At 70.6% G+C, this 22,122-nt stretch carries 18 protein-coding genes; 11 read left to right on the forward strand and 7 right to left on the reverse strand.

Annotated elements, in window-relative coordinates:
- Positions 1-122 precede the first annotated feature (122 nt).
- On the forward strand, positions 123-566 hold the full coding sequence (locus tag NAG42_RS42605; RefSeq protein WP_250038240.1) for a hypothetical protein: 444 nt from the start codon (positions 123-125) through the stop codon (positions 564-566).
- Positions 566-3,565: a DUF5005 domain-containing protein gene (locus NAG42_RS42610; protein ID WP_250038241.1), complete on the forward strand. Its 3,000-nt coding sequence runs from the start codon at positions 566-568 to the stop codon at positions 3,563-3,565. The genes NAG42_RS42605 and NAG42_RS42610 overlap by 1 nt, the downstream gene beginning before the upstream one ends.
- A gap of 71 nt (positions 3,566-3,636) precedes the next feature.
- Here NAG42_RS42610 and NAG42_RS42615 read toward each other — a convergent pair whose 3' ends face one another.
- Positions 3,637-4,971, reverse strand: a complete 1,335-nt coding sequence (locus NAG42_RS42615; RefSeq protein WP_250038242.1) for a DUF1996 domain-containing protein — start codon at positions 4,969-4,971, stop codon at positions 3,637-3,639.
- Between the two features lie 158 nt (positions 4,972-5,129).
- On the opposite strand from NAG42_RS42615, the gene NAG42_RS42620 reads away from it, so the two are divergent.
- The 6 genes from NAG42_RS42620 to NAG42_RS42645 all read left to right on the forward strand — a co-directional run bounded on the left by NAG42_RS42620 (position 5,130) and on the right by NAG42_RS42645 (position 11,116).
- Positions 5,130-5,933: a (2Fe-2S)-binding protein gene (locus NAG42_RS42620; protein WP_250038243.1), complete on the forward strand. Its 804-nt coding sequence runs from the start codon at positions 5,130-5,132 to the stop codon at positions 5,931-5,933.
- Between the two features lie 62 nt (positions 5,934-5,995).
- Positions 5,996-6,169 (forward strand): CsbD family protein, encoded by a 174-nt coding sequence (locus NAG42_RS42625; RefSeq protein ID WP_250006613.1) that lies wholly within the window; start codon positions 5,996-5,998, stop codon positions 6,167-6,169.
- A gap of 135 nt (positions 6,170-6,304) precedes the next feature.
- Positions 6,305-8,569 carry a putative bifunctional diguanylate cyclase/phosphodiesterase gene (locus NAG42_RS42630; RefSeq protein ID WP_250038244.1) on the forward strand — a complete coding sequence of 755 codons (2,265 nt, stop codon included), beginning with the start codon at positions 6,305-6,307 and terminating at the stop codon, positions 8,567-8,569.
- Between the two features lie 18 nt (positions 8,570-8,587).
- Positions 8,588-9,265 carry a response regulator transcription factor gene (locus NAG42_RS42635; protein ID WP_250038245.1) on the forward strand — a complete coding sequence of 226 codons (678 nt, stop codon included), beginning with the start codon at positions 8,588-8,590 and terminating at the stop codon, positions 9,263-9,265.
- Entirely contained in the window at positions 9,258-10,547 is a 1,290-nt protein-coding gene (locus NAG42_RS42640) for a sensor histidine kinase (RefSeq protein ID WP_250038246.1), read from the forward strand. Before NAG42_RS42635 ends, NAG42_RS42640 begins: the two co-directional genes overlap by 8 nt.
- Positions 10,548-10,594: 47 nt before the next feature.
- Complete coding sequence (locus tag NAG42_RS42645) at positions 10,595-11,116, forward strand: PepSY domain-containing protein (RefSeq protein ID WP_250038247.1); 522 nt, start codon at positions 10,595-10,597, stop codon at positions 11,114-11,116.
- A gap of 1,423 nt (positions 11,117-12,539) precedes the next feature.
- Here the strand turns inward: NAG42_RS42645 and NAG42_RS42650 are convergent.
- Together NAG42_RS42650 and NAG42_RS42655 are read right to left on the reverse strand one after the other, a co-directional pair.
- Positions 12,540-13,118 (reverse strand): dihydrofolate reductase family protein, encoded by a 579-nt coding sequence (locus NAG42_RS42650; RefSeq protein ID WP_250038248.1) that lies wholly within the window; start codon positions 13,116-13,118, stop codon positions 12,540-12,542.
- Positions 13,119-13,189: 71 nt separating this feature from the next.
- Positions 13,190-14,029: a helix-turn-helix domain-containing protein gene (locus NAG42_RS42655; RefSeq protein WP_250038249.1), complete on the reverse strand. Its 840-nt coding sequence runs from the start codon at positions 14,027-14,029 to the stop codon at positions 13,190-13,192.
- A gap of 29 nt (positions 14,030-14,058) precedes the next feature.
- Between NAG42_RS42655 and NAG42_RS42660 the strand changes: the two genes are divergently transcribed.
- The 3 genes from NAG42_RS42660 (at position 14,059) to NAG42_RS42670 (ending at position 18,254) form a co-directional block, all read left to right on the forward strand.
- Positions 14,059-14,451: an LLM class flavin-dependent oxidoreductase gene (locus NAG42_RS42660; RefSeq protein ID WP_438872529.1), complete on the forward strand. Its 393-nt coding sequence runs from the start codon at positions 14,059-14,061 to the stop codon at positions 14,449-14,451.
- Complete coding sequence (gene lexA, locus NAG42_RS42665) at positions 14,445-15,089, forward strand: transcriptional repressor LexA (protein ID WP_250038251.1); 645 nt, start codon at positions 14,445-14,447, stop codon at positions 15,087-15,089. The genes NAG42_RS42660 and lexA overlap by 7 nt, the downstream gene beginning before the upstream one ends.
- Before the next feature lie 750 nt (positions 15,090-15,839).
- Positions 15,840-18,254 (forward strand): transglycosylase domain-containing protein, encoded by a 2,415-nt coding sequence (locus tag NAG42_RS42670; protein ID WP_250038252.1) that lies wholly within the window; start codon positions 15,840-15,842, stop codon positions 18,252-18,254.
- Between the two features lie 100 nt (positions 18,255-18,354).
- Here NAG42_RS42670 and NAG42_RS42675 read toward each other — a convergent pair whose 3' ends face one another.
- The 4 genes from NAG42_RS42675 to NAG42_RS42690 all read right to left on the reverse strand — a co-directional run bounded on the left by NAG42_RS42675 (position 18,355) and on the right by NAG42_RS42690 (position 21,998).
- Positions 18,355-19,131 (reverse strand): ABC transporter ATP-binding protein, encoded by a 777-nt coding sequence (locus tag NAG42_RS42675; protein WP_250038253.1) that lies wholly within the window; start codon positions 19,129-19,131, stop codon positions 18,355-18,357.
- A gap of 145 nt (positions 19,132-19,276) precedes the next feature.
- On the reverse strand, positions 19,277-20,323 hold the full coding sequence (locus NAG42_RS42680; protein ID WP_250038254.1) for a FecCD family ABC transporter permease: 1,047 nt from the start codon (positions 20,321-20,323) through the stop codon (positions 19,277-19,279).
- 8 nt (positions 20,324-20,331) lie between these two features.
- Entirely contained in the window at positions 20,332-21,072 is a 741-nt protein-coding gene (locus NAG42_RS42685) for a class I SAM-dependent methyltransferase (RefSeq protein ID WP_250038255.1), read from the reverse strand.
- Positions 21,069-21,998 (reverse strand): ABC transporter substrate-binding protein, encoded by a 930-nt coding sequence (locus NAG42_RS42690; RefSeq protein WP_250038256.1) that lies wholly within the window; start codon positions 21,996-21,998, stop codon positions 21,069-21,071. Before NAG42_RS42690 ends, NAG42_RS42685 begins: the two co-directional genes overlap by 4 nt.
- Between the last annotated feature and the right edge of the window lie 124 nt (positions 21,999-22,122).

Below are 22,122 nucleotides of genomic sequence, written 5' to 3' on the forward strand. Positions count from 1 at the left end.
GAAGGGTATCGGTCCATGGGGCGGGTCGGCTGTCTGGTTTCGGGCAGTGAATGTGCGGCAAATATGCGGCGCCGCTCTACGGTTCCGGCGTTCGTGACAGCTCACCACACCGGAGGTCTGTTATGCGGAAGCACATCTGCGCCGTCGTCGTCGGCATCCTCGCCGTGCTCGGGGCGCCGGCCGTCCCGGCGTTCGCGGCGACGAGCACCACCTGCGTCAACCTGTACGGCCCGGACGGCCCACAGCCGGGCGGCCCGGACATCTTCGCCCGCGCCTGCATCACCTGGGACGACGCGCCCGCGGGGAACGCCTGGACGCTCAAGGAGAACCGGATCTGGAACCCGCCCGGCGGCGGCACCAACACGATCCTCGCGTACATGTACACCAACACCGGACGGGAGAACGGTCACCAGCAGCTGACCACGGGCCAGACGCTGTATCGGACGACCAACGTCGTCGGCGTGAACACGGCGAAGTTCGAGGTCTGGGTGGACGACTACCCGAGCAGACCCTGGTGCATCTATCTGATCCCGCGCGGTTCGAACATCGAGCGCCGGATCTGCTGATGGGCATCCGGGTGTCCGCCGCGGTAGCGGCGGCGATGACGGTGGTGCTGGTGACCGGGACTGCGGCGCAGGCCACGCCCGGCGACGAGCTCGCGCCCCTGACTGCGGTGCCGGTCGGAGCCGAGGTGGTCAAGGATCGATATGTCGTAGTGCTCGAGAAAAGCGCGCCCGCGGCCGCCCGGGCCGATCTGGTCGGCCTGGCCCGATCCCGGGGCGCGGTTGTCCGGCGGCAGTATTCAGCCGCACTCAACGGCTTCTCCGCCACTCTGCCGGCGGCCGCGCTCGCCGACCTTCGCCAGGACGCCGATGTCGCTCACATCGAGCCGGTAACGGTCGGGCATGTCGCCGGAGACCAGACCGGCCGGCTGCTGCCCTGGGGTCTGGATCGGATCGACCAGCTGTCACAGCTGGGCGACGGCCATTTCCGATATCCGGCGACCGGTCACGGTGTACGCATCTATGTGATCGACACCGGTGTCCGCCGCACCCACTCGGACTTCGGTGGCCGAGCCGTCGCCGGGCGTGACTTCGTCGACAACGACAACGACCCGCAGGATTGCCACGGGCACGGCACGCACGTCGCGGGCACAGCGGCCGGACACAATTTCGGCGTCGCGAAGGAAGCGACCGTCGTCGCGATCCGCGTGTTCGACTGCGAAGGCGAGGGCACCTCTGATGACACCATCGCCGCCGTCGACTGGGCGGCGGCCAATCACCCGGCGGGCACACCGGGAGTGGTCAACTACAGCATCGAGGAAGGCGGCCGTAGCCTGGGCACGGATGCCGCGGTCGACAATCTCATCCGGCAGCGCAACGTGGTCTTCGTGGCCGCCGCCGGCAACGAGAACCGCGACGCCTGCGACCTTTCGCCCGGCTGGCGGCCGGCCGTGGTCACGGTCGGCTCGATCGACCAGGACGACCGCCGGGATCCCGAGACGAACTGGGGTCCGTGCATCGACCTGTTCGCTCCCGGTGTCGGGATCAGATCGGCGGTACACAACGCCGACACGGGTGACATGACGAAGAGCGGTACGTCGATGGCGACACCGCACGTCGCCGGCGCGGCCGCGCTGTATCTGCAGTCGAACCCGACCGCCACCGCCGCCCAGGTGCATACCGCCCTCGTCGACACGAGCCTCAAGAACACCGTCGAGGACGAGAAGGGCGCGCCGGACCGGCTGTTGTTCATTCCCGCTCTGCGGACCACAACCAACTCGGCACTGAACGACATGTTCAACACCTACGGCAACAACGCTGACTGCTCCGAATGGAGCGGTGCCGACGCCACCCAGTCGGTGCCACTGCCGAGCGGTAAACGCGCGTGGTTCTTCGCCGACACGTATCTCAACAAGCCGTCCGAGCGGGCCGGCTTCTACCGCAGCAGCCTGCGCAATTCGATCGTCGTCCAGAGCGGAACCAGTCTGCGGACGATCACCGGCGGCAATACGTGCAAGGAGCGCCGGGACGACATCTCGTTCTGGGAGCGCTACGCCAACACACCTTTCACCGAGCCCGGCTCGACGGCGTACTACTGGCCGGGGGACGCGATGGTCGTCGGGTCGGACGTGGTGAAGTTCCTCTACCGGAACGAGCCGCAACCGCCCTGGTGGACCGACACGCACAGTGCGGTCGTCACGGTTCCGATCAGTCTGCTCGACGGCGATGGGAAGGTCTTCACCAAGAAACCGACGATCATCCCGCCCAAGTACACGTACGGCACTCATCCGATCAACTGGGGTGTCGCACTCGTCCGGTCGGGATCCCTTGTCTACATCTACGGCGCCGGCGTCGTCGACGCGAACAACAACCGCAAGCCCTACCTGGCCCGGACCGAGCTGGGCAACCTCGCCAACCCGGATCGCTGGCAGTTCTCCATCGGATCCAACGTCTGGTCGCGGGAGGGTGATCAGAGCAGCGCGGCGCCGATCTCCTCCATGCACGTCGAGAACGGTTTCAGTGTCGCCTTCCTCAACGGCCGCTACTGGCTGGTGCAGCACGAGCCGAGCGTGAACGGCGGACGCATCGTGGGACATCCGGCCGGCCAGCCGTGGCTGTTCACCGACTGGCGGGTCACCCTCTACACCCCTCCGGAAGGGACTCGCGGGCCGGGCAACGACTACAAGTTCTACTACGAGGCCCGCATGCACCCCGGTCTGGGCGCGCCGGGCAAGGTGGTCGTCTCCTACAACGTCAACACCTCAGCGGTCAGCGTCGGCTGCCGAAGCCTGGCCGAGCATGACGGCTCGATCTACCGCCCACGGTTCCTCACCGTGCCGCTGGGCCGGTTCGACGCGTTGGCCGCTTCGCCCTCCCCACCGCCGGACCAGGTGCCCGCGATGGAGACGCTGGCCAACGACAACAGCTGGTACGACGGCTGGGCCTCCCCGCAGAAGGAGGACGGCGGCTGCCCATTGCTGAACCAGCCCACCACCCTCAGCGCCACCGCCAATCCCGACGGCACCGTCTGGTTGAACTGGAGCAGCTACGGCCGGGACATCTGGTACTGGGTGGAGTCGCGTGACGTGACCACCGGCAGCGGGTGGAAGCGCCCGGAACTGTGGCAGTCCGGCACATCCATGACCGACATCCCGGTCGTGGACGGCGACACACAAGGCCACACCTTCGAGTGGCGTGTCATCCCGTTCGGCACGGGTGGCGGCGGTGAGGCCCCCGGCTCCAACATCGTCCAGCGCAAGGTGACTGTCCAACCGCCCGGCCAGCTCCTGGGTGTGGCTGCCACCCGCCTGGGTAACGGCCAGATCAGGGTCAACTGGAACGAGGCCACCTACCCGTCCAACCGCGTCTACTACTTCGTCGATCACTGGAACATCTCCGCCGGGCAGACCGCGGCGCAGGCAGTCCGCTCCGCTCCGCTGGATCCGGGGACGACGTCGCTGACCACGACGTTCGTTCCGGGCGTGCGGATGGGCTTCCGGGTCGTGGCCCGCAATGTCGGCGGCTTCAGCCCGCCGTCAGCGACCGTGGAAGCGGTCGCCTGACCCGATGACGGTCGCGGTCGTCGCCGGCAGGCTGAGCCTGCCGGCGACGGCCGATCGCACGACTCGGCAGGCTAGAAGTCGCCGTTGGTGTTGCACTTTGCTTTCTGTACGAGGCAGTTCTTCACCCGTTCGCCCAGGGCTCGGTTGTCCCAGGCCATGAAGGCGTCCCCGTGCATGGAGGACGGCAGCCCCGACGCCAGCCGGTAGCCCGACGCCGCACCGCTCGTGGGGTAGGAGATCAGGAACGACAGGTTCGGGATGGCCACCGGGTAGTCGCCCTTGCAGGTGCCGTCGTAGCTGTAGGCCACGTGCGCCTTGTGGGTCGGGCTGTCCAGGTTGCGACCGTCCCAGCAGTCCTGGAAGACCAGGTGGAACATCAGGACGGCGGTCGGTGCGCAGATCGGCCAGTTACCGTCGGCGCTGCGGCCGATCTCCCCGCCGGGGCCGGCGCAGTAGAACGCGTTGACCGAGCCGGCGGGTGTCGGGGTCTGCAGCTTGGCGTCGCCGGCGATCATCCGGAAGCCCTGGGGGAAGGGCACCGTCGCCGCCGGGTCGGTCAGGCGCGAGCCGTAGTAGACGACCACGTCCTTGGGCTCGATGGCCCGGTCGCCCTGATAGAGGGTGGGGATCCAGTAGGCCGACAGGTCGGGCGCGGGGCGGCAGGTCGTGCCGGCGTTGGCCAGCAGGGTGCGCGTCGTCGTGTAGGCGTTGGTGCCGGTGTTGCCGAGGAACGTGTGCATGTGTGAGGCGCCCGGCAGGCCCGGGAAGATGATCGGGTCGTCCGGGTGCGAGTGGCTGTAGGCGCAGGTCGCGTTGAATTCGGGTACGCGCACCGAGCCGGCCGGCACGGGCCGGGGGGTCAACGCGCGGAACTCGGCGAGCTGGGCGTTCCAGGCGGCGGCGTCGACCGGGATCCAGCCGTCGCCGCCGGCGGGCGGGGCCCCGTCGCCGAACGAGAACCAGTTGAGGTTGACGAAGTCGCCGCCGGTGCTGTTGCGCAGCACCGCGAAGACGGTCTGGGCGCCGGCCGGGTGGCTGGCGGCGGTGGCGGTCAGCGTGGACCACGCCTGCCAGCCGCCGGTCGAGGTGATGGCGAACTGGGTGAGCAGCGGGCCGGTCGCCGAGCCGGTGCGCAGCTCGATGCGGCCGATGCCGACGGCCGACGCGACCCGGGCCGAGACGGTGGTGACGCCGGTCAGGTTGACGCCGTCGTAGCGGAGCCAGTCGCCCTCGGCGAGGTAGGCGACGTTCTGGCCGCCCCCGCTGTCGGCGGTGGCTTCCACCTGGGTTCCTGATTGAGCCGCGTACGCCTCGGCCTGCACCGTGGCTGAGGCGGCGCCGGCCGGGGAGGGGGCGACGAGGACGGTTGCGGCGGCGATGAGGGTCACCGCGAACAACTTGCGCATGTGCTGTTCCCTTCTCCAGGGATGGGGATGGCCCGCAGTATCGACCGTCGGGAAGCGCTCTCTCACTATTGACAGCCATAAATGTTCGCCATGTGCGGCTTGACCCGGGAAGCGCTTCCTCAGAGAGGGGCCGGGGACGGTTAGGCTAGCCTTACCGGATGGAGCGCACGCCGGTCGCCGAGACCGCATCCCGGCTGACCGCGCTCGATGACTACGCGGGCTTCACGGTCGATCCGGGTCCCGATTTCGTACGGCTGGAGACGGCGGAAGCCGACGGCCGCCTCGACCGCTGGCTGGCCTTGCTGGTCGCCGAGCACGGCGGTCGCAACGTCGCCGGCAGCACCCTCGGTTCCGGCCTGGCCGCCGCCGTGAACAGCCCGTCCGTGGGCTCGCTGGTGCTCGACGCCCGGTGCCCCGATCCGTCCCTGGCCAACCTCGCGGTGCGGCCCGCCGGCAACGGCGAGTTCGAGGCCCGGGCCGTGCTCACCGAGACGATCGCCGTGCTGGCGGGCGACCCCGCCGCGGCCCATCCCAGCAGCCTGGTGCTGCCGGGCCCGGACGCGCTCGACGACTGGTGGGCGTCCCGGGTGGCGGCGACCCTGACCCCGCTGTTCGACGCCGTGCGCACCCGGGCCCCGTTCGGCCTGCGCAACCTGTGGGGCCTGGCCGCCGACGACGTCACCGCCACCGCGCTGTGGGTGGCCCAGCTCGCCGGTCGCGATCCCGGGGCGGCCTGGGCGCGCGCCCAGCGCCTGCTCGACGCCCTGGCCCGGCACACCCCCGTACGCTTCGGCCGCGCCCGCCCCTTCCCGGTCGCCGACCGCCTCCACCAGGTCCGCACCACCTGTTGCCTCTATTACCGCAGCACCCTGGAGCCCGGCCCGCCGGCCGAGAGCCGCTGCGACACCTGCCCCCTGCGCGACGACGACTCCCGCCGTCGCCGCATGCTCGACTACGCCTGAGGGGTTGCGGTGCCCGTCCGGGGGTAGTTGTCCGGTCGTAAGCATCTCCTGAGGAGGGCACCATGGCTTTCGACGACAAGGTCGACAACAAGTCCGAAGAGCTCGGCGGCAAGGTCAAGGAGGGCGTCGGCAAGGCGACCGACGACGAGAGCCTCGAGGCCGAGGGCAAGACCGACCAGAGCAAGTCGAAGCTCAAGCAGGGCGTCGAGAACGTCAAGGACGCCTTCAAGTCCTGAGCCGCACTGCCCGCGGGGCCACGATCATCTGCTGATCGTGGCCCTTCTCGTGTCCAGCTCACAGCGCCGTTCTCCTCATCCGGACCCGATTCCGGCCGACCTTCGTAGGTCGAGAGAGCTATCTGGGGAGGAATGTTGAGGGGCCTGCGGCGGGATCCGGTGCTGATGGCGCTGATGGCGGTGACCATCACCGCCTTCGCGCTGTTCGCGCTGTTCGAGGGCGACCAGATCCGGCAGTCGCAGGTTTTCTGGTGCGCGCAGGTCCCCATGGACGCGGCCCTGGCCTACGGCGCCTGGCGGCTGCGGGCGCTCGTGCCGCACTACCGGCGGTTCTGGACGGCGATCGCCTTCGCCGGGTCGGCCTTCACCCTCGGCGACGGCTTCCAGGCCGGGCAGACCCTGCTCCTCCCGGCCGGCGCGTCGACCAGCGGCGGCACGGTCCAGTCGGCCTTCTTCATCGTCGGGATGTCCAGCAACGTCCTGGCCTGCCTGCTGTTCCCGCACGGGCTCCGCTCGGCCCGCGAGCGGCTGGTCTTCTGGCTCGACGCGACCACCGTGCTGGTCGGCGGCGGCGTGATGGCCTGGTGTTTCGCCGTTTACCCGGCCACCGCGCCGGCCGACCGGGTCACCGCCAGCATCACCGCCGCGCTGGTCGTGGTGGGCGCGTTCGCGGCGACCAAGGCGGCCCTGGTGCCCCGGCCGCCGATGGCCCGGGTCGCCGCCTGGCCGATGGTGGCCGCCCCGGTCGTCCAGGGTCTGGCCGCTTTCCTGCCCGGCCCGTTCCAGCTCCAGGACCGCTTCTACGTCTTCATGGTCCTGCTCATGCCGTCGCTGCTGATCGCGGTCGGGCCGCGGATCCAGGAGTTCGTGGTCCGCGCCGACGGGCCGATGACGGGCACCCGCCGCAAGCCTTACAGCCTTCTCCCGTACGGGATGATCGCCGTGACCTTCGCGGTCTTCCTCCTGGTCCTGCCGGCGGACGTGTCGACCCGCTTCTGGGGCGCCACCGCCGGTGTCGTGGTGATCACCGTCCTGGTCGCCCTGCGCCAGCTGCTCGCCTTCCAGGACAACGTGCGGCTGATCCGCCGGCTCGACGTCACGCTCGAGCACCTCACCGACCGGGAGGCTCTGCTCAGCGAGCAGGCGTCGACCGACAGCCTCACCGGGCTGGCCAACCGGGCCCGCTTCAGCGAGGAGCTCAAGCTCCGGCTGGACGCCGCCGACTCGCCGGCCGTCCTGCTCATCGACCTCGACGACTTCAAGACGGTCAACGACACGATGGGTCACGCCGCCGGCGACGCCCTGCTGGTCGAGGTGGCCGAGCGGCTGCGGGCCACGGTCCGGGCCGACGACCTGGTCGCCCGGCTCGGCGGCGACGAGTTCACCATCCTGCTGCCGCACACCTCGCCCGACGACGCCCGCCTGATCGCCGACGACCTGCAGGCCCGGCTGGACGGCTCGACCCGGGCCAGCATCGGCGTGGCCTGGGCCCGGCCCGGCGACGAGCCGGCCACCCTGCTGAGCAACGCCGACATCGCGATGTACGAGGCCAAGCGGCGCGGCAAGGGCATGTCGGTCTGCTTCAGCGACGAGATGGGCGCCCGCACGGCGGCCGACGCCGAGATCGTCCGGGACCTCGGCGGTGCCGTCGAGGCCGAGGAGTTCACGCTGGTCTACCAGCCGATCGTGGCGCTCGACGACCTGCGGATGACCGGCGTCGAGGCACTGATCCGGTGGAACCACCCGACCCGCGGCCTGGTCTCCCCGGTCGAGTTCATCCCGCTCGCCGAGCGCTCCGGGCACATCGTGCCGATCGGCGCGTGGGCCCTGCGCGAGGCGTGCCGGCAGGCGGCCCGGTGGCGCGCCGACTTCCCGGGGGCCGGCGACCTGACCGTCGGCGTGAACGTCGCCGGCCGCCAGCTGCGCAGCCCCGGCTTCGTCGCCGAGGTGGCCGAAGTGCTGCGCGAGACCGGCCTGCCGCCGGCCCTGCTCAGCATCGAGGTGACCGAGACGGCGGTGCTCGACGACGAGGAGTCGGCCGCGGCGCTGCTCGGCCTGCGGGCCCTCGGTCTGCGGCTCGCCCTGGACGACTTCGGCACGGCCGCGTCGTCCCTGGGCCTGCTGCTGACCGTCCCGGTGACCACCCTCAAGCTGGACCGCTCGTTCGTCGAGTCGATCACCACCGTCGGCCGGCAGGCGGCCGTGGCCACCGCGGTCAGCCAGATGGCCACCGCGCTCGACTTCTCGTCGGTCGCCGAGGGCATCGAGACCGACGAGCAGCGCGAGCTGATCCGGTCGCTGGGCTACCAGTACGGCCAGGGATATCTGTTCGGCCGCCCGCTGCCGCCGCACGAGGTCGCCGCGCGGTGGGCCGGGGCCTTCAGCGTGCCTTCAGCCTGAGTGCGGCAGGATGACGCCATGCGTGTACTCGTCGTCGACGACGAGCAGAGGCTGGCCCGGTCGCTGCGGATAGGGCTTCAGGCCGAGGGCTTCGCCGTCGACGTGGCTCACAACGGGGTGGACGGGTTGTGGCTGGCCCGTGAGAACACGTACGACGCGATCGTGCTCGACCTGATGCTGCCCGGCCTCAACGGCTATCAGGTGTGCGCGACGCTGCGCGCGGAGCACGACTGGACGCCGATCCTCATGCTCACCGCCAAGGACGGCGAGTGGGATCAGGTGGAGGGGCTCGACACCGGCGCCGACGACTATCTGACCAAGCCATGCTCGTTCCCGGTGCTGGTGGCCCGGCTGCGCGCGGTCAGCCGGCGCGGCGCCCGGGAGCGCCCGACCGAGCTGGTCGTGGGTGACCTGCGGCTCGACCCGGCGGCGCGGCGGGTCTGGCGCGGTGACGCCGAGGTGGAGCTGACCACCCGCGAGTTCTCGCTGCTGGCCTTCCTGAGCCGGCACCCGGGCGACGTGCTCTCCAAGCGGCAGATCCTCGACGCGGTGTGGGACAACGACTTCGACGGCGACCCCAACATCGTCGAGGTCTACATCCGCCACCTGCGCAACAAGGTCGACCGGCCCTACGGGCGCACCGCGATCCAGACGCTGCGCGGCGCCGGCTACCGGCTGGCGAGCGACGGTGGCTGACGTCCGGCTGCGCACGACCGCGGTGGCCGTCCTGGTCGTGGCGGTCGCCCTGCTCGCCGGCTCGGTGGCCCTGGTGGTCCTGGTCCGCGGCTCGCTGCACGACGGCCTCGAGACGACCGCCGAGCAGCGTGCCTCGGCCCTGCTGAGCCAGGCCGTGACGACCGGCCTGCCGGCCCCCGAGCCGGCCGAGGACGACGACGACCTCGACGATCTGCTGTGGCAGGTGACCGCGCCCGACGGCACGGTGGCCCGTTCGGCGGTGCCGTTGCCCACCAGGCCGTCCGGCGACGTGCGGCTGCCCGGGGGCGACCATCCCTACCTGGTGGTCACCGACGAGGAGGGCGACTACCGCGTCTCGGTCGCCGTCTCCCTGGAGGATGTCGACGACTCCACCGCCGCCCTGATCAACCCGCTCCTGCTCGGCCTTCCCCTGCTGGTGGCGCTGGTCGGGACCACGACGTGGATCGTCGTGTCGGGCGCGCTGGCCCCGGTCGAGCGCATCCGGCGCGGGGTGGAGGAGATCACCGGCGATCAGCTCGACCGCCGGGTGCCCGAGCCGGCCTCCCGCGACGAGATCGGCCGGCTGGCCCGCACGATGAACCAGATGCTGACCCGGCTTCAGGAGTCCCGCGACCGGCAGCGGGAGTTCGTGGCCGACGCCTCGCACGAGCTGCGCTCCCCGGTGGCCAGCATCCGCCAGGTGGCCGAGGTCGCCCAGGCCCACCCGGGCGCCCTGCCCGAGGGTGAGCTGGCCGAGACGGTGCTCGAGGAGTCGGCCCGCCTGCAACGGCTGGTCGACCAGTTGCTGCTGCTCACCCGGGCCGACGACGGCGGGGGCGGGCACGCCCGCCACGAGGTCGACCTCGACGACCTCGCCCTGGCCGAGGCGCGGCGCATAGGCCGTACGGGATTGGCTGTCGACACCACGGGGGTGGGCGCCGGCCGGATCCGCGGCGACGCGTCCGCCCTCGCGCAGGTGGTCCGCAACCTCACCGACAACGCCGCCCGGCACGCCACCGGGGCGCTGGCCGTCGGTGTTCGCGAGAGCGGCGACTTCGTGGAGCTGACCGTGGACGACGACGGCCCCGGCATCCCGGCCGATCAGCGCGAGCGGGTCTTCGACCGGTTCGTCCGCCTCGACGAGGCCCGGGCCCGCGACGCCGGGGGCAGCGGGCTCGGCCTGGCCATCGTCAAGGAGATCGTCACCGCCCACGGCGGCACCGTCGCGGTGACCGCGTCGGCGCTGGGTGGCGCGCGTTTCACCGTCCGGCTCCCGCGCTGACGACCGCGTTCAGCCAGGCTTCAGGGACCGCCCCGCAAGATGTGCCCATGAACATCGCCAAGCTGCGCAGCAAGCGCGTCATCGTCACCACCGCCGCCTTCGCCGCCCTCGCCGTCGGCGGCGGTGTCTGGGCCACCGCGGCCAATGCCGACCCCGACGTGTCAGCCGGCGACCGCGACCGGGTGGGCAACGCCGCGGTCCAGGCGGTCGGCGGCGGCACCGTCCTCGACGTCGAGGCGAGCGACGACCAGGGCGAGGCCTACGAGGTCGAGGTCCGCAAGCCCGACGGTTCCGAGGTCGACGTCGTCCTCGACAAGGATCTGAAGGTTCTGACCCAGCAGGCCGAGACCCCCGACACCGCGGCCGACCCCGCGGTGAGCGAGACCCAGCGGGCGTCAGCCGAAAAGGCGGCCCTGGAGGCCGTCGCCGGCGGCACCGTCCTCGACGTCGAGGCGAGCGACGACCAGGGCGTCGCCTACGAGGTCGAGGTCCGGGCGGCCGACAACACCGAGTGGGATGTCCAGCTCGACACGGCCTTCAAGGTCCTGGCCAAGAACGCCGACGACTGACACATTCACCGGTGCGTCATGACAATCGTGAGCGCGAGCACCAGCGCGGCGCCGGCTGCCATCGCCGTGACAACGGGGGAGGCTGTCGCGACGAATACACCACCGATGCCGGCCAGCATTCCTTCAATCACCAGGACAAGCCCGCGTGCCGACCACGCGCTCGATGACTGAGGTGATCCGCTTCGAACGCGTTTCCTGGTGGGTGCCGGGCGGGCCTCGGGACTTGGCACCGGGTCATGAGAAGTCACGTCGGACGGCGGTTTCTCGGGTGCGCTTCACTCATCGGTTGCGCGTTGGACGAAACAATCTGGTTCGCTACGGTCACGGGGGACCACCCTCCGACTAGCGGTCGCGGGTCAGGTATCGGGAACGGCATCCGTCTGACCACGGATGCCGTTCTTCAATTCCGGCCGGTATCGCGCGTCTGGTCGACGTTGCGCGGCTGAGTGATCGGCCGCTCGGTGCTACCCAATACCGTAGGTGACTGCCCTGGTCCGCTGGCAAGCCGCAGGGGTGGAGAGAAACTTGAATGCAGGAGGAGGAATGCCGCATTCACGCGACGTGGCTTGTCGCAAATGGCGAATTGCTCTACCAGGAAGGTTACGCTCCGAAGCGGCGGATTGCATGGATGCCCTGATCATGGATGCCGCTCGAGTTCAAGCCGAGCTGTGGCACGCAACGGTTCGCCGATTGCTCGACGTGCGGGCTCGGTGGTGATCGAAGGCCGAACCTGTGATTTGCCTGGCCCGCTGTCATCTTTCGTGGGTGGATCGGTGCAGCAAGCTTCATATGAGTACTGCCGGGCCCGGGCATGACGCAACAATTCGCCGTTTCGCAGGCGTCGGGTGCAACGAATCGCCGGTCTGATCTCGCAGGGTAGCGATTCTCGGGTGGCGATGGCACGGCCCCCTATTTCGTCGTAAGCCGTCTCAATTTCGCGTGAGCGGACATTGCGCCATTTCCCCCGCGCAGATGGGTGCCTGCGGCGAGGGCGACCTCGGACCGGTGACGACCAGTTCGAACGGGCGGTTGGGCAGCCAGTCCCACAGTCGCATGGCGCCCACCGGGGGTGTGGCCGGCCTCGTCACCTGCTGAGTCCAGGTCCACGACCGCATTATGGTCATGGACGCCGGAGCGGCGGCGGGCAACTCGGACAGCGCCAACCGAACGGCTCTCGGAGCGACGTCCAGAGCCTTTGCGTGTAGGAGGATGTCGTGCTCGATACGGCTTCGAGGTCCTGACGAGGAACACCGACGACTGACAGAGATGATGTTGATGAGCACCTCCCGCCGGGGTCTGACCCAACGACTGACTGACTTCGGGTCCTTCAGCGGATTTGTCGGCCTCGGTCGGGAGGTGCTCGTGCACTCACCGGACGTGGCGTTGTGACTTCATAGGAGCCTGGCCCGCCGGCTTGGGTCGGTCAACGGCGCACCTGATAGCGAAGGTGGAGCACCCGGTTGCCCTGGATCACGTCGGGATCTGCCAGGAGGTGCTGGGCGTGGACCGACCCGAAGTAGCGCTTGCCGGAGCCGAGCACGACGGGCACTACGTCCATGCGCACCTCGTCGACGAGGCCCGCGGCAAGCGCCTGGCCCCCGACGTCACCGGCGGCGACCTCGACGATGCGGTCACCGGCAAGCTCCTGCGCCTTGGCCACGGCGGCCTCGACGCTGTCGACGAAGTGGAACGGCGCCTCCGGGTCCCAGCCCTCGGGTGCCGGCCGGTGGGTCACGACGACCACATGGTCGATCCCGCTCGGGGGCTTGCCGTCCCAGCCGTCCGTCATGTCGAAGACGTGGCGCCCGGCGATCGTCACCCCGATGGCGTCCCAGTACGGCCGGACGTAGTCGTACGACCTCTGCGACACCGTCAACACGCCGCTTTCGTCCAACGGGACGTCGCCGCTGGTCAGCCAATCGAACAACGGGCCGGGCTGGTCATTCTCGTCCGCGACGAAACCGTCCACCGACACCGAGGCGTACATGACCACCTTGCCCACGGAACTCTCCTCTGCCTGGGGGATGCGCGCCCTCAAATTAGCGTTTCGTGAGCTGTCGTTCTTGTAAGAAATCAATCCGCCGGTAGCGGCCAGCCGTCCAGCACGTGGCCGGGATGGTCGCGCTGGAACTGCCGCCGGACTTCGAGGTAGCGGGTCGGCGTGAGCCCGGTGAACTCCCGGAACTCGTGACCGAAGTGGGCCTGGTCGAAGTAGCCGGCGTCACCGGCCAGGCCGGCCCAGTCGATCGGTGCGGCCGGGTTGATCGTCAGCACGGTGGCGGCGAAGCGGTAGGAGCGGGCCAGCCGTTTCGGGGTGACGCCGATGAGCTCCTTGAAGCGCTGGGTGAGATGGGTGCTGCTGACCCCGGTGGTCACGCTCAGGTCGCCGATCGTCACCGCCCCGCCGGTCGCCGCGATGACCCGGCTCGTGTCCCGGACCAGCCCCAGGCCGGGGGTCTCGCGCAGCCGTCGCATCAGCTCCTGCTCGAGCAGCGTCAGCATCTCGTGCGGTCCGCCCGCCGTGGCCAGCCGGTCTCGCAGCTCAGCAACGGCGGGCCGGCCCCAGACCTGCTCCACCGTCACCGGCCGGTCACACAGCTCGGCCGCGGGCATCGGCAGGAACAGCGCCGGCCCCCACGGCTTGAAGTGCACGCCGACCGACCGGGTCTCCGGCGGGTAGCCGAAGGTGAACGCGCGGGTGGGCGTGGTGATCGCGCAGCCGTCGGCGTACTCGGCCGTCTCGGTGCCGGTGCCGGCGCGGATGCGGAACGGCGCCCCGAGGTTGACGATGAGCAGCGCCGCCGGGCTGGCCGGCAGCGTCAGCCGGGCGTACGGCGGCGTCCCCTCCAGGTAGTAGAGGTCGTCGATCAGCCCGTCCAGCGGCGGTCGCGGCACTCGGGACACGTACTCCACGCGCACAGCATCGCCGACGCCGCACCGGCATCGCGAGCGGGGCGGGGACCGGCGTCCTCGTGCCGGGGCTGTATCTGCCGGTGCGGCTGGCCAAAAGCCTGGCCGCGCTGGACGCGGCCAGTGGCGGGCGGGTCATCGCGGGGCTCGGGGCCGGCTGGTCGGCCGACGAGTTCGAGGCGGCGGGGGCCCGGCCGCTGACCGAGCGCGGCGCGGCCCTCGACGAGTTCCTCGATGTGGCCGAGGCGGTCTGGGCGCCCGATCCGGTGGCCTTCGACAACGGGCGCTATCTGATCGCCCCGGCGCGCTTCAACCCGAAACCGGCCCGGCGCATCCCGATCGTGCTGGGCGGGCTCGGGGAGGCGGCACTGCGGCGCGCCTCCCGGCCCGGTGACCGCCGCACTGGCAAGATCCTGGGGTGCTGACCGATGAGGACTACTACGACACGTCGCGGCTGACCGAGCGGCAGCGCCAGATCCTCACCGTCATCCAGGGCTGGGCGCAGCGGTACGGATACTCGCCGTCGACCCGGGAGCTCGCGGACGCGCTCGGGCTGGCCTCGACCTCCTCGGTCGGGCGGCATCTGCGCGCGCTCGAGGAGGCCGGCTTCCTGCGCCGGGGCCGGGCGACCAGGCCCATCGACGTACGGATGTTCCTGCTCCCCGAGCAGCGGCAGCGCAGCGAGCCGGCCACGGTGGGCGTGCCGGTGCTCGGCGACATCGCCGCGGGCACGCCCATCCTGGCCGAGCAGAACTCCGACGAGACGCTCGCGCTGCCCCGCGACCTGGTCGGCCGGGGCAGCCTCTTCGGGCTGCGCGTGCGCGGCGACTCGATGATCGACGCGGCGATCTGCGACGGCGACATCGTCGTGGTCAAGCAGCAGCCCGAGGCCTACAACGGCGACATCGTGGCCGCCATGATCGACGACGAGGCGACCGTCAAGGTCTACCGCCGCCGGGCCGGCCACGTCGTTCTCGAGCCGCGCAACCCGGCGTACGAGAACATCGACGGTGACCGGGCCACGGTGCTGGGCAAGGTCGTGTCGGTCCTCCGCCGCACCTAGGGCGGGCTCTGTCGCCGGCCCGCAGCACCGTCGGGATCAGGCCCACGAAGCCGAGGACGAGCGTGACGACGATGATCGCCATGAGGCCGGGCGGGCGCTGCGCCGGCGGGGGCAGGATCTGGGGTTCCCGGCGCTGCGTGGGGTAGACCGGGGTGCCGAACGGCCGGGACGGCGCCGGGGCGGCCCGATATCGGTCGCCCAGCCCACCGGCCTGCTGCCGCGCGGCGGCACCCGTGGACGCTGGGGCGGGGCTGGGCCGGCCCGGGCTCGTACGAGGTTCGGCGATCACCTGGTTCTCCGTCGGAAGTGTGCGTGCGGTGTCGCGGATCACTTCGGCCGGAGAGGCGTCTCGTTGAGTCCTCGGGCCTCGGGGAAGGTCGAATCCGCAGGTCAACACGGACCTGGAGAATGTGCGCTCCCAGATTTGGGCTGAAGACCTCTATCATGCTTGCCGGAACTCGGCATCACCAGTACCCGGCGCCGCCGGACGCGTTGTCCGGTCTTGGCGGTGTCGTGTAAATAGGAGATCCACTCCGGCGACGACGAGGATAGATGAACCCCTACGGCGATCCGCAGTCAGCGAGCGCCCGGGCCCGTGTGCCCGGTGCCGGCTCCGCCCCCGTGCCTCCTGCTCCGGCGGCCGGTGGGCGAGCCTCGGTCGGTTCCGCCTCGGTGGGCTCCGCCGCGGCCGGCGGCCGGGCCTCCGTCGGTTCTGCTTCAGTGGGCTCTGCTTCAGTGGGCTCTGCTTCGGTGGGAGCGCGGGCTTCGGCCGGCGCCGCCCGGGTGGGCGCCTCGGCCGCCGTCGCCCGGGCCGCGGTCCGCCCCTCGCCGCCCCCCGGCGCCCCGGGCGCCCCCGACGGCGCGCCGGCCAAGCGCGGCAAGGACGCGGTCAAGGCGGCCAAGAAGCGCCGCCGCACCAACCTGCTCACCGTCGCCGCCGCCGTCCTGGTGATCCTGCTCGGCGCGGGCGTGGTCGGCGGCGCCTACTTCTTCGACGACGTGCAGTTCACCGAGCCCAAGACCGAGGACCAGGTCAGCCAGATCTTCGCGTCCGACAACAAGACGGTCGTGGCCACGATCGGCAACTCGAACCGGTCGCTGGTGCCGTATCAGGGCATCAACCCGCTCATCGGTCAGGCTGTGATGGCCGCCGAGGACAAGAACTTCTACAGCCACCACGGCATCGACATGAAGGGCATCGCCCGCGCCGCGTGGAACAACTTCACCGGCGGTGACCAGCAGGGCGCCTCGACGATCACCCAGCAGTACGCCCGGCACGCCGCCGAGCTCAAGGAGATCAGCTACAACCGCAAGCTGCGCGAGGCGGTGATCGCCCGCAAGATGGAGGATCACTACTCCAAGGAGGAGATCCTCGGGCGCTACCTCAACTCGGTGTATTTCGGCCGTGGGGCCAACGGCATCGAGGCGGCCGTCAAGGCGTATTTCGGCAACAGCCGCTCGTCGCTGACCCAGCCCGGTCAGAAGGGCGCGATCACCGCCTCCGAGGCCGCCGTCATCGCGTCGGTGATCAAGCAGCCCGAGCCGTCCGCGACGTACCCGGGCTACGACCCGCAGAACAACAAGAAGGACGCCGAGATCCGCTGGCGGTACACGCTGAACAACATGCTGGAGAAGGGCTGGATCAAGCAGCTGCCCACCGCGTACCCCAAGGTCGCCAAGTTCGACCCGAACACCTGCCGTACCTCCTGCGGCAGCGACCAGCCGAGCGGCAAGATCGTCAAGTACGTGAAGCAGGAGCTGCGGGCCATCGGCATCAGCGACGCCGACCAGCAGAAGGGTGGTCTGCGGATCACCACCACGATCAACCCGGCCGTGCAGAAGGCGGCCGAGACCGCGGCCATGCGCACCAGCGGCAAGTCGCCGCTGCGCAAGCTCGACGCCTCGTACAAGACCGCGCTGGTCGCCATCGACCCGGCCAACGGGCACGTGCTGGCCTATTACGGCGGCCCGGACGGTGACCGGGTGGGCTGGGACTACGCGGGTCCCAACTACAACGACACGGGCGGCTTCATCGGTGGCGGCCGGCCGCCGGGCTCGTCGTTCAAGATCTACACACTGCTGGCCGCGCTGAGCAACGGGTACGGGTTCGACACCACCTGGGACTCCGAGGCCAAGAAGGTCGGCGGCGACGCGATCAACAACTCCAGCCGCACCAAGCTCAGCTGTGACAAGCGCCGCTGCCCGCTCGACGAGGCGACCGTCCAGTCGTACAACTTCCCCTTCTATCACCTCGCCGCCGCGCTCGGACCCGACAAGGTGGCCGAGGCCGCCCACAAGGCCGGCATCCAGTACATCTCCAGCCCGACCAAGATCGGCGCCCGGGTCGACCTCGGCAAGAGCAAGGAGAGCGAGCTGCGGCAGTACGGCAACGAGATCGGGTACGGGCAGTACGCGATCACCGCGCTCGACCACGCGAACGGCGTGGCCACGCTGGCCAACGACGGGCTCTACAACAAAGCGCACTTCGTCAAGTCGGTGCAGAAGCGCGACGAGAAGACCGGCAAGTTCAAGTCGTTCCACACCGAGCGCATCCGAGCCACGCCGGTCTTCGACCCCAACGTGGTGGCCGCCATCGACCACGTGCTGCAGAAGATCCCCGGCAAGAACGGCCAGGACCTGCGCAGCGGCTACGACGCCATCGGCAAGTCCGGCACCTGGGAGTACAAGGACGGCAAGAGCGGCGACAACGGTGACGCCTGGTGGGTCGGCGGCACCAAGCAGCTGGCCGCGACGGTCTGGATCGGCCGCGAGAAAAAGGTCAAGGACCGGATGCAGCTGATGCCGATCTACAAGCCCGGCACCAAGAAGGGCATGACCGGCGGCTCCACCCCGGGTGACACCTGGAAGGTCTTCATGGACCTGGCCAACAAGGCCATGGACGCCGAGAAGACCGAGTTCCCGCCGGACGTGAAGGTCGGCGACCCGAGCAAGAAGGGCAACGGCCTCGACCCGCTGCCCCCGCCGCCCACCAACGACGGCGGCGGCTGCATCCTGAACGGCACGGTCTGCCCGCCCGGCACCGACCCCAACAACCCGGGCACCGGCACCCCGCCGATCAACGGACCCGGCACCGGCTTCCCGCCGGAGAACGGCGGCAACGCGGGCGGCAACGGTGGCAACGCGGGCGGTAACGGCGGCCGTTAGCGGCACCCACTCGGCCCGCGCGACTCACGTCGTGTCGGCCGGAACCGACGGCATCACCTCATCGGCCGGCGCGGCTCACCCCGCGCCGGCCGAGTCGTGTTCACGGTCCCTCTGCCGGAGCCGCCCGCAGCGAGACCCGGTGCCGGCCGTAACGATCCGAACCCACCTCGGCGGCCACGCCGAAGACGCGTTCGATGCGCTCCTCGGTCAGGACCGCGGACGGAGGCCCGCACGCCACCACCCGGCCGTGGTCCATGAGGACTGTCTCGTCGCAGTACTGGGCGGCGAGATCCAGATCGTGCAGGGCGGCGACGACGGTGACCGAGCTGCGCGAGAGGTCTTCCAGCAGCGCGAAGCGGTGGTGGATGTCGAGGTGGTTGGTCGGCTCGTCGAGCAGCAGGACGTCCGGCTCCTGGACCAGCGCGCGGGCGATCGCCACCCTTTGCCGTTCGCCGCCGGAGAGCGAGGGCCACGCGCGGTGCTCCCAGCCGGCCAGCCCGGCGCGAGCCAGCGCGGCTGCTGTCCGGGCCAGGTCGCCGGCGGTCACGGGCGCCAGCCGTGCGCGGTGCGGGATGCGGCCCAGCAGGACGACATCGCCGACGGTCAGGTCGGCGTCGTCGGGTGTGTGTTGCGAGACCACGGCGACGTGCCGGGCCACCGCCCGGCGCGGCAGCGACGCCCGGTCGACGCCGTCGAGCAGCACCCGGCCGTCGTCGGGACGGTCGAGCCCGGCCAGGAGGCGCAGCAGCGTCGACTTGCCGGAGCCGTTGGGGCCGAGCAGGCCCACTGTGCTGCCGCTCGGCGCGTGGAGGGTCACCTCGGCCAGCAGGGTGACGTCCCGCAGGCGCCGCCCGATGTCTCGTGCTTCGATCCTCACCGGATCGGCTCCTTCTCGCTACGGGACCTGTGGACAGCCCGCTGATGTGGACAACCGGCCGCGCTTTCAGCCCGATCGCGTATGGTCCGCCCCTGCCCCGGGAGGGAGGGGGTTAGGGATGGCCGCCGAAGCGCCGTCGGCAAGATCAGACTGGTTGACGGGGGCGTCGGGCGGGGGTGGGCTTCGCGGCTTGGCGTCGGGTCGGGAGCGCGGCTGCGCCGGTGGGCCGGCGGAACAGCCACGCGAATACCGGGACGCCGAGCAGGGCGGTGACTACGCCGACCGGGAGCTCGTGCGGGGCGAAAGCGGTGCGGGCCAGGGTGTCGGCCCAGACGAGCAGGGTGGCGCCGGCCAGGGCGCACACCGGCAGCAGCGTGCGGTGCCGGGAGCCGGTCAGGCGACGTACGAGATGGGGCACGGTCAGGCCGACGAAGCCGATGGCGCCGCTCGACGCGACCAGCACGGCGGCCAGCAGAGCGGTCGCGGCGAAGAGCGCGGCACGCACCCGTGACGGCGAGAAACCGAGCGACTGGGCTACGTCGGCGCCGAATGAGAACGCGTCCAGGGCCGGTGCCGAGGCCCAGCAAACGAGCAGCACCACGGCGCCCGTGACCGTGCACAGGGCGACCGACGGCCACGACGCCGCGGTCAGCGAGCCGAGCAGCCAGAACAACGTGCTGCGGGTGCTGTCGGGGCTCGCCGCGGCGACCATCGTCAGGCTGGTGAGCGCGCCGAACAGCTGGGCGGTGGCCACGCCGGCCAGCAGGATGCGGGCCGGTTGGGTCCACCGGCTCCCGGCCAGCAGCAGCGCGACGCCGAACGCGGCCACGCTGCCGGCGAAGGCGCCGGCCGACAGCGCCACGGTTCCGGCGCCCAGGCCGAGGACGAGAACGCCCACCGCGCCGGTCGACGCTCCGGCCGAGATGCCGAGCAGGTAGGGGTCGGCCAGCGGGTTGCGGGTCAGCGCCTGCAGCACCGCCCCGCAGACGGCCAGGCCACCGCCGACCAGGGCGGCGAGCAGGACGCGGGGCATCCGCAGGTCCCACACGATGCTGTCGGCCAGTGGTGGCAACGGGGTCACGGGCAGGCCGGCGTGGGCCGCCACCGTCCGCAGCACCTCGACGGCCGACAGGTCGGCCACGCCGATGGTCACCGCGGCCGCGATGCTCGCGAGGAGCACCGCGGCCGTCACGACAGCTTTCATCGGCGCGCGAAGACGACGTAGTCGTCGAGGTACTGCCAGATGGTCCCGGTCTCGGCGAAACCGGCTGTGCGCAACGCCGCCAGGTGGAAATCGAGCGGGGCGAGCGGCTGCGGCGGACGGTCGGCGAACCGTTTCTCGCGCTCGGGCAGCAGGGCGGCCAGTGAGGGGTCGCGGCCGGCCTCGTCGTACCAGGCGGTGTAGTCGAGGGCCCCGGCCGCGAAGCCGTTCCGCTGGGTGCGCTCGTCGTGCCGGTTCGACAGATCGAGCAGGGTGGGGGACCGGTTGTCGAAACGCAGGTGGTCCGCGTTCATCAGCACGCCGCCCGGGCGGAGCAGGGCCGCGGCGTCCTGATAGACGGCGAGCAGCTGATCGGGGGAGAGCCAGTGCAGCGCGGTCGAGCTGACCACGGCGTCGACCGGGCCGGGCCCGATCAGCGACGGCCAGCCGGCCGAGATGAGGTCCGCCTCCACGATGCGCACGCGATCGCCGTACGGAAGAAGCGCACCCCGCGCCACGCCGAGCAGAACCGGGTCGTAGTCGACGGCGGTGACCGTGGCCCGCGGTAAAGCGGCCAGCACACGCTGGGTCAGCGCACCCGGACCGCAGGCGAGGTCCAGCACGTGCGGGTCGTCCGAGCCGAGCGACAGGACGTCGAGTACGGCGGTGAAACGGTTCTCGCGGTGGGCGACGTACGCACTCTGCTGCTCGTCCCACAGGCTTAGCAACCGCTGTGTCATCGCAGGCCCTCGCTCACCGTCGTGAGGGCGCCGACGCTGCGCACCGACGGATCCAGCGACGACCCCGGCACGGTGATGAACCGCCCGGCCTTGACCGCGTCCAGCTTCGCCGTGACCGGATTCGAGCGGAGGAAGTCCACCTTGGACCGGGCGCTGTCCCCGTCGCCGCCGCGCGTGAGGTCGGCGACCACGATCCAGGCCGGGTTGCGGGCGGCGATCTGCTCCCAGCTGCCCGCCGGCCACGTCTGGCCCGCGTCCTCGTACACGTTGCGCAGTCCCAGCTCCGAGCTGATCGCCGCCGGCACGCCACCCGGCCCGGCGACGTACGGTGTGCTGGTGCCCGAGTAGTACCAGAGCAGGGACGTGCCCTCGTGCTTCCGCAGGCCGGCCAGCTTCGCCCGCTGCCCGGCCACCAGTTCGGCACCGCGCTCGCGCACCCCGAAGAGCGTGGCCACCTGCTCGATCTCGGCGAAGAGCCCGTCGAAGCCGAAGTCGGCCGGCGAGGTCTCGCAGGCGAAGCGCGACAGGTACGCCGGGATGCCGAGCTCACCCAGCCCGGCGCGCGGTCCCGCGGCGTCCGGGGCGTACGCCGACGCGAAGGTCGAGTACACGAAGTCCGGCCGGGTCTCGAGCACCTTCTCCCGGGACGGATAGAGCTTGGCCAGCACCGGCACGGCGTCGTAGGCGCTCTTCAACTCGGGGGAAACGGTATCGGTCTGGTAGCTGGTGCCGGCCATCCGGTCGCCGAGGCCCAGGCTCAGCAGAATCTCGGTGGCGTTCTGCTCCATGGTGATGGCGCGCGACGGTGGCGCCGGAACGGTCACCTGACGGCCGCAGTTCTCCACGGTGACGGCCGCGGACGCGGAGGGCGCCGGCGAAGCGGCGACAGTCGCACAGCCGGACAGCACCACCAGCGCCGCCGTCATGGAAATGACAATGGTTTTCACAAGCGCCGACCTTAGAGATCTCCCGTCGGCCCGGTCAACCGCATGAAGACGTTCTGAACTGCGCATACGCGTACCCGTGAGTCACCGAGGAGTCCGCCGCGTC

Source organism: Paractinoplanes maris, assembly GCF_023544465.1.
Classification (GTDB): domain Bacteria; phylum Actinomycetota; class Actinomycetes; order Mycobacteriales; family Micromonosporaceae; genus Actinoplanes; species Actinoplanes maris.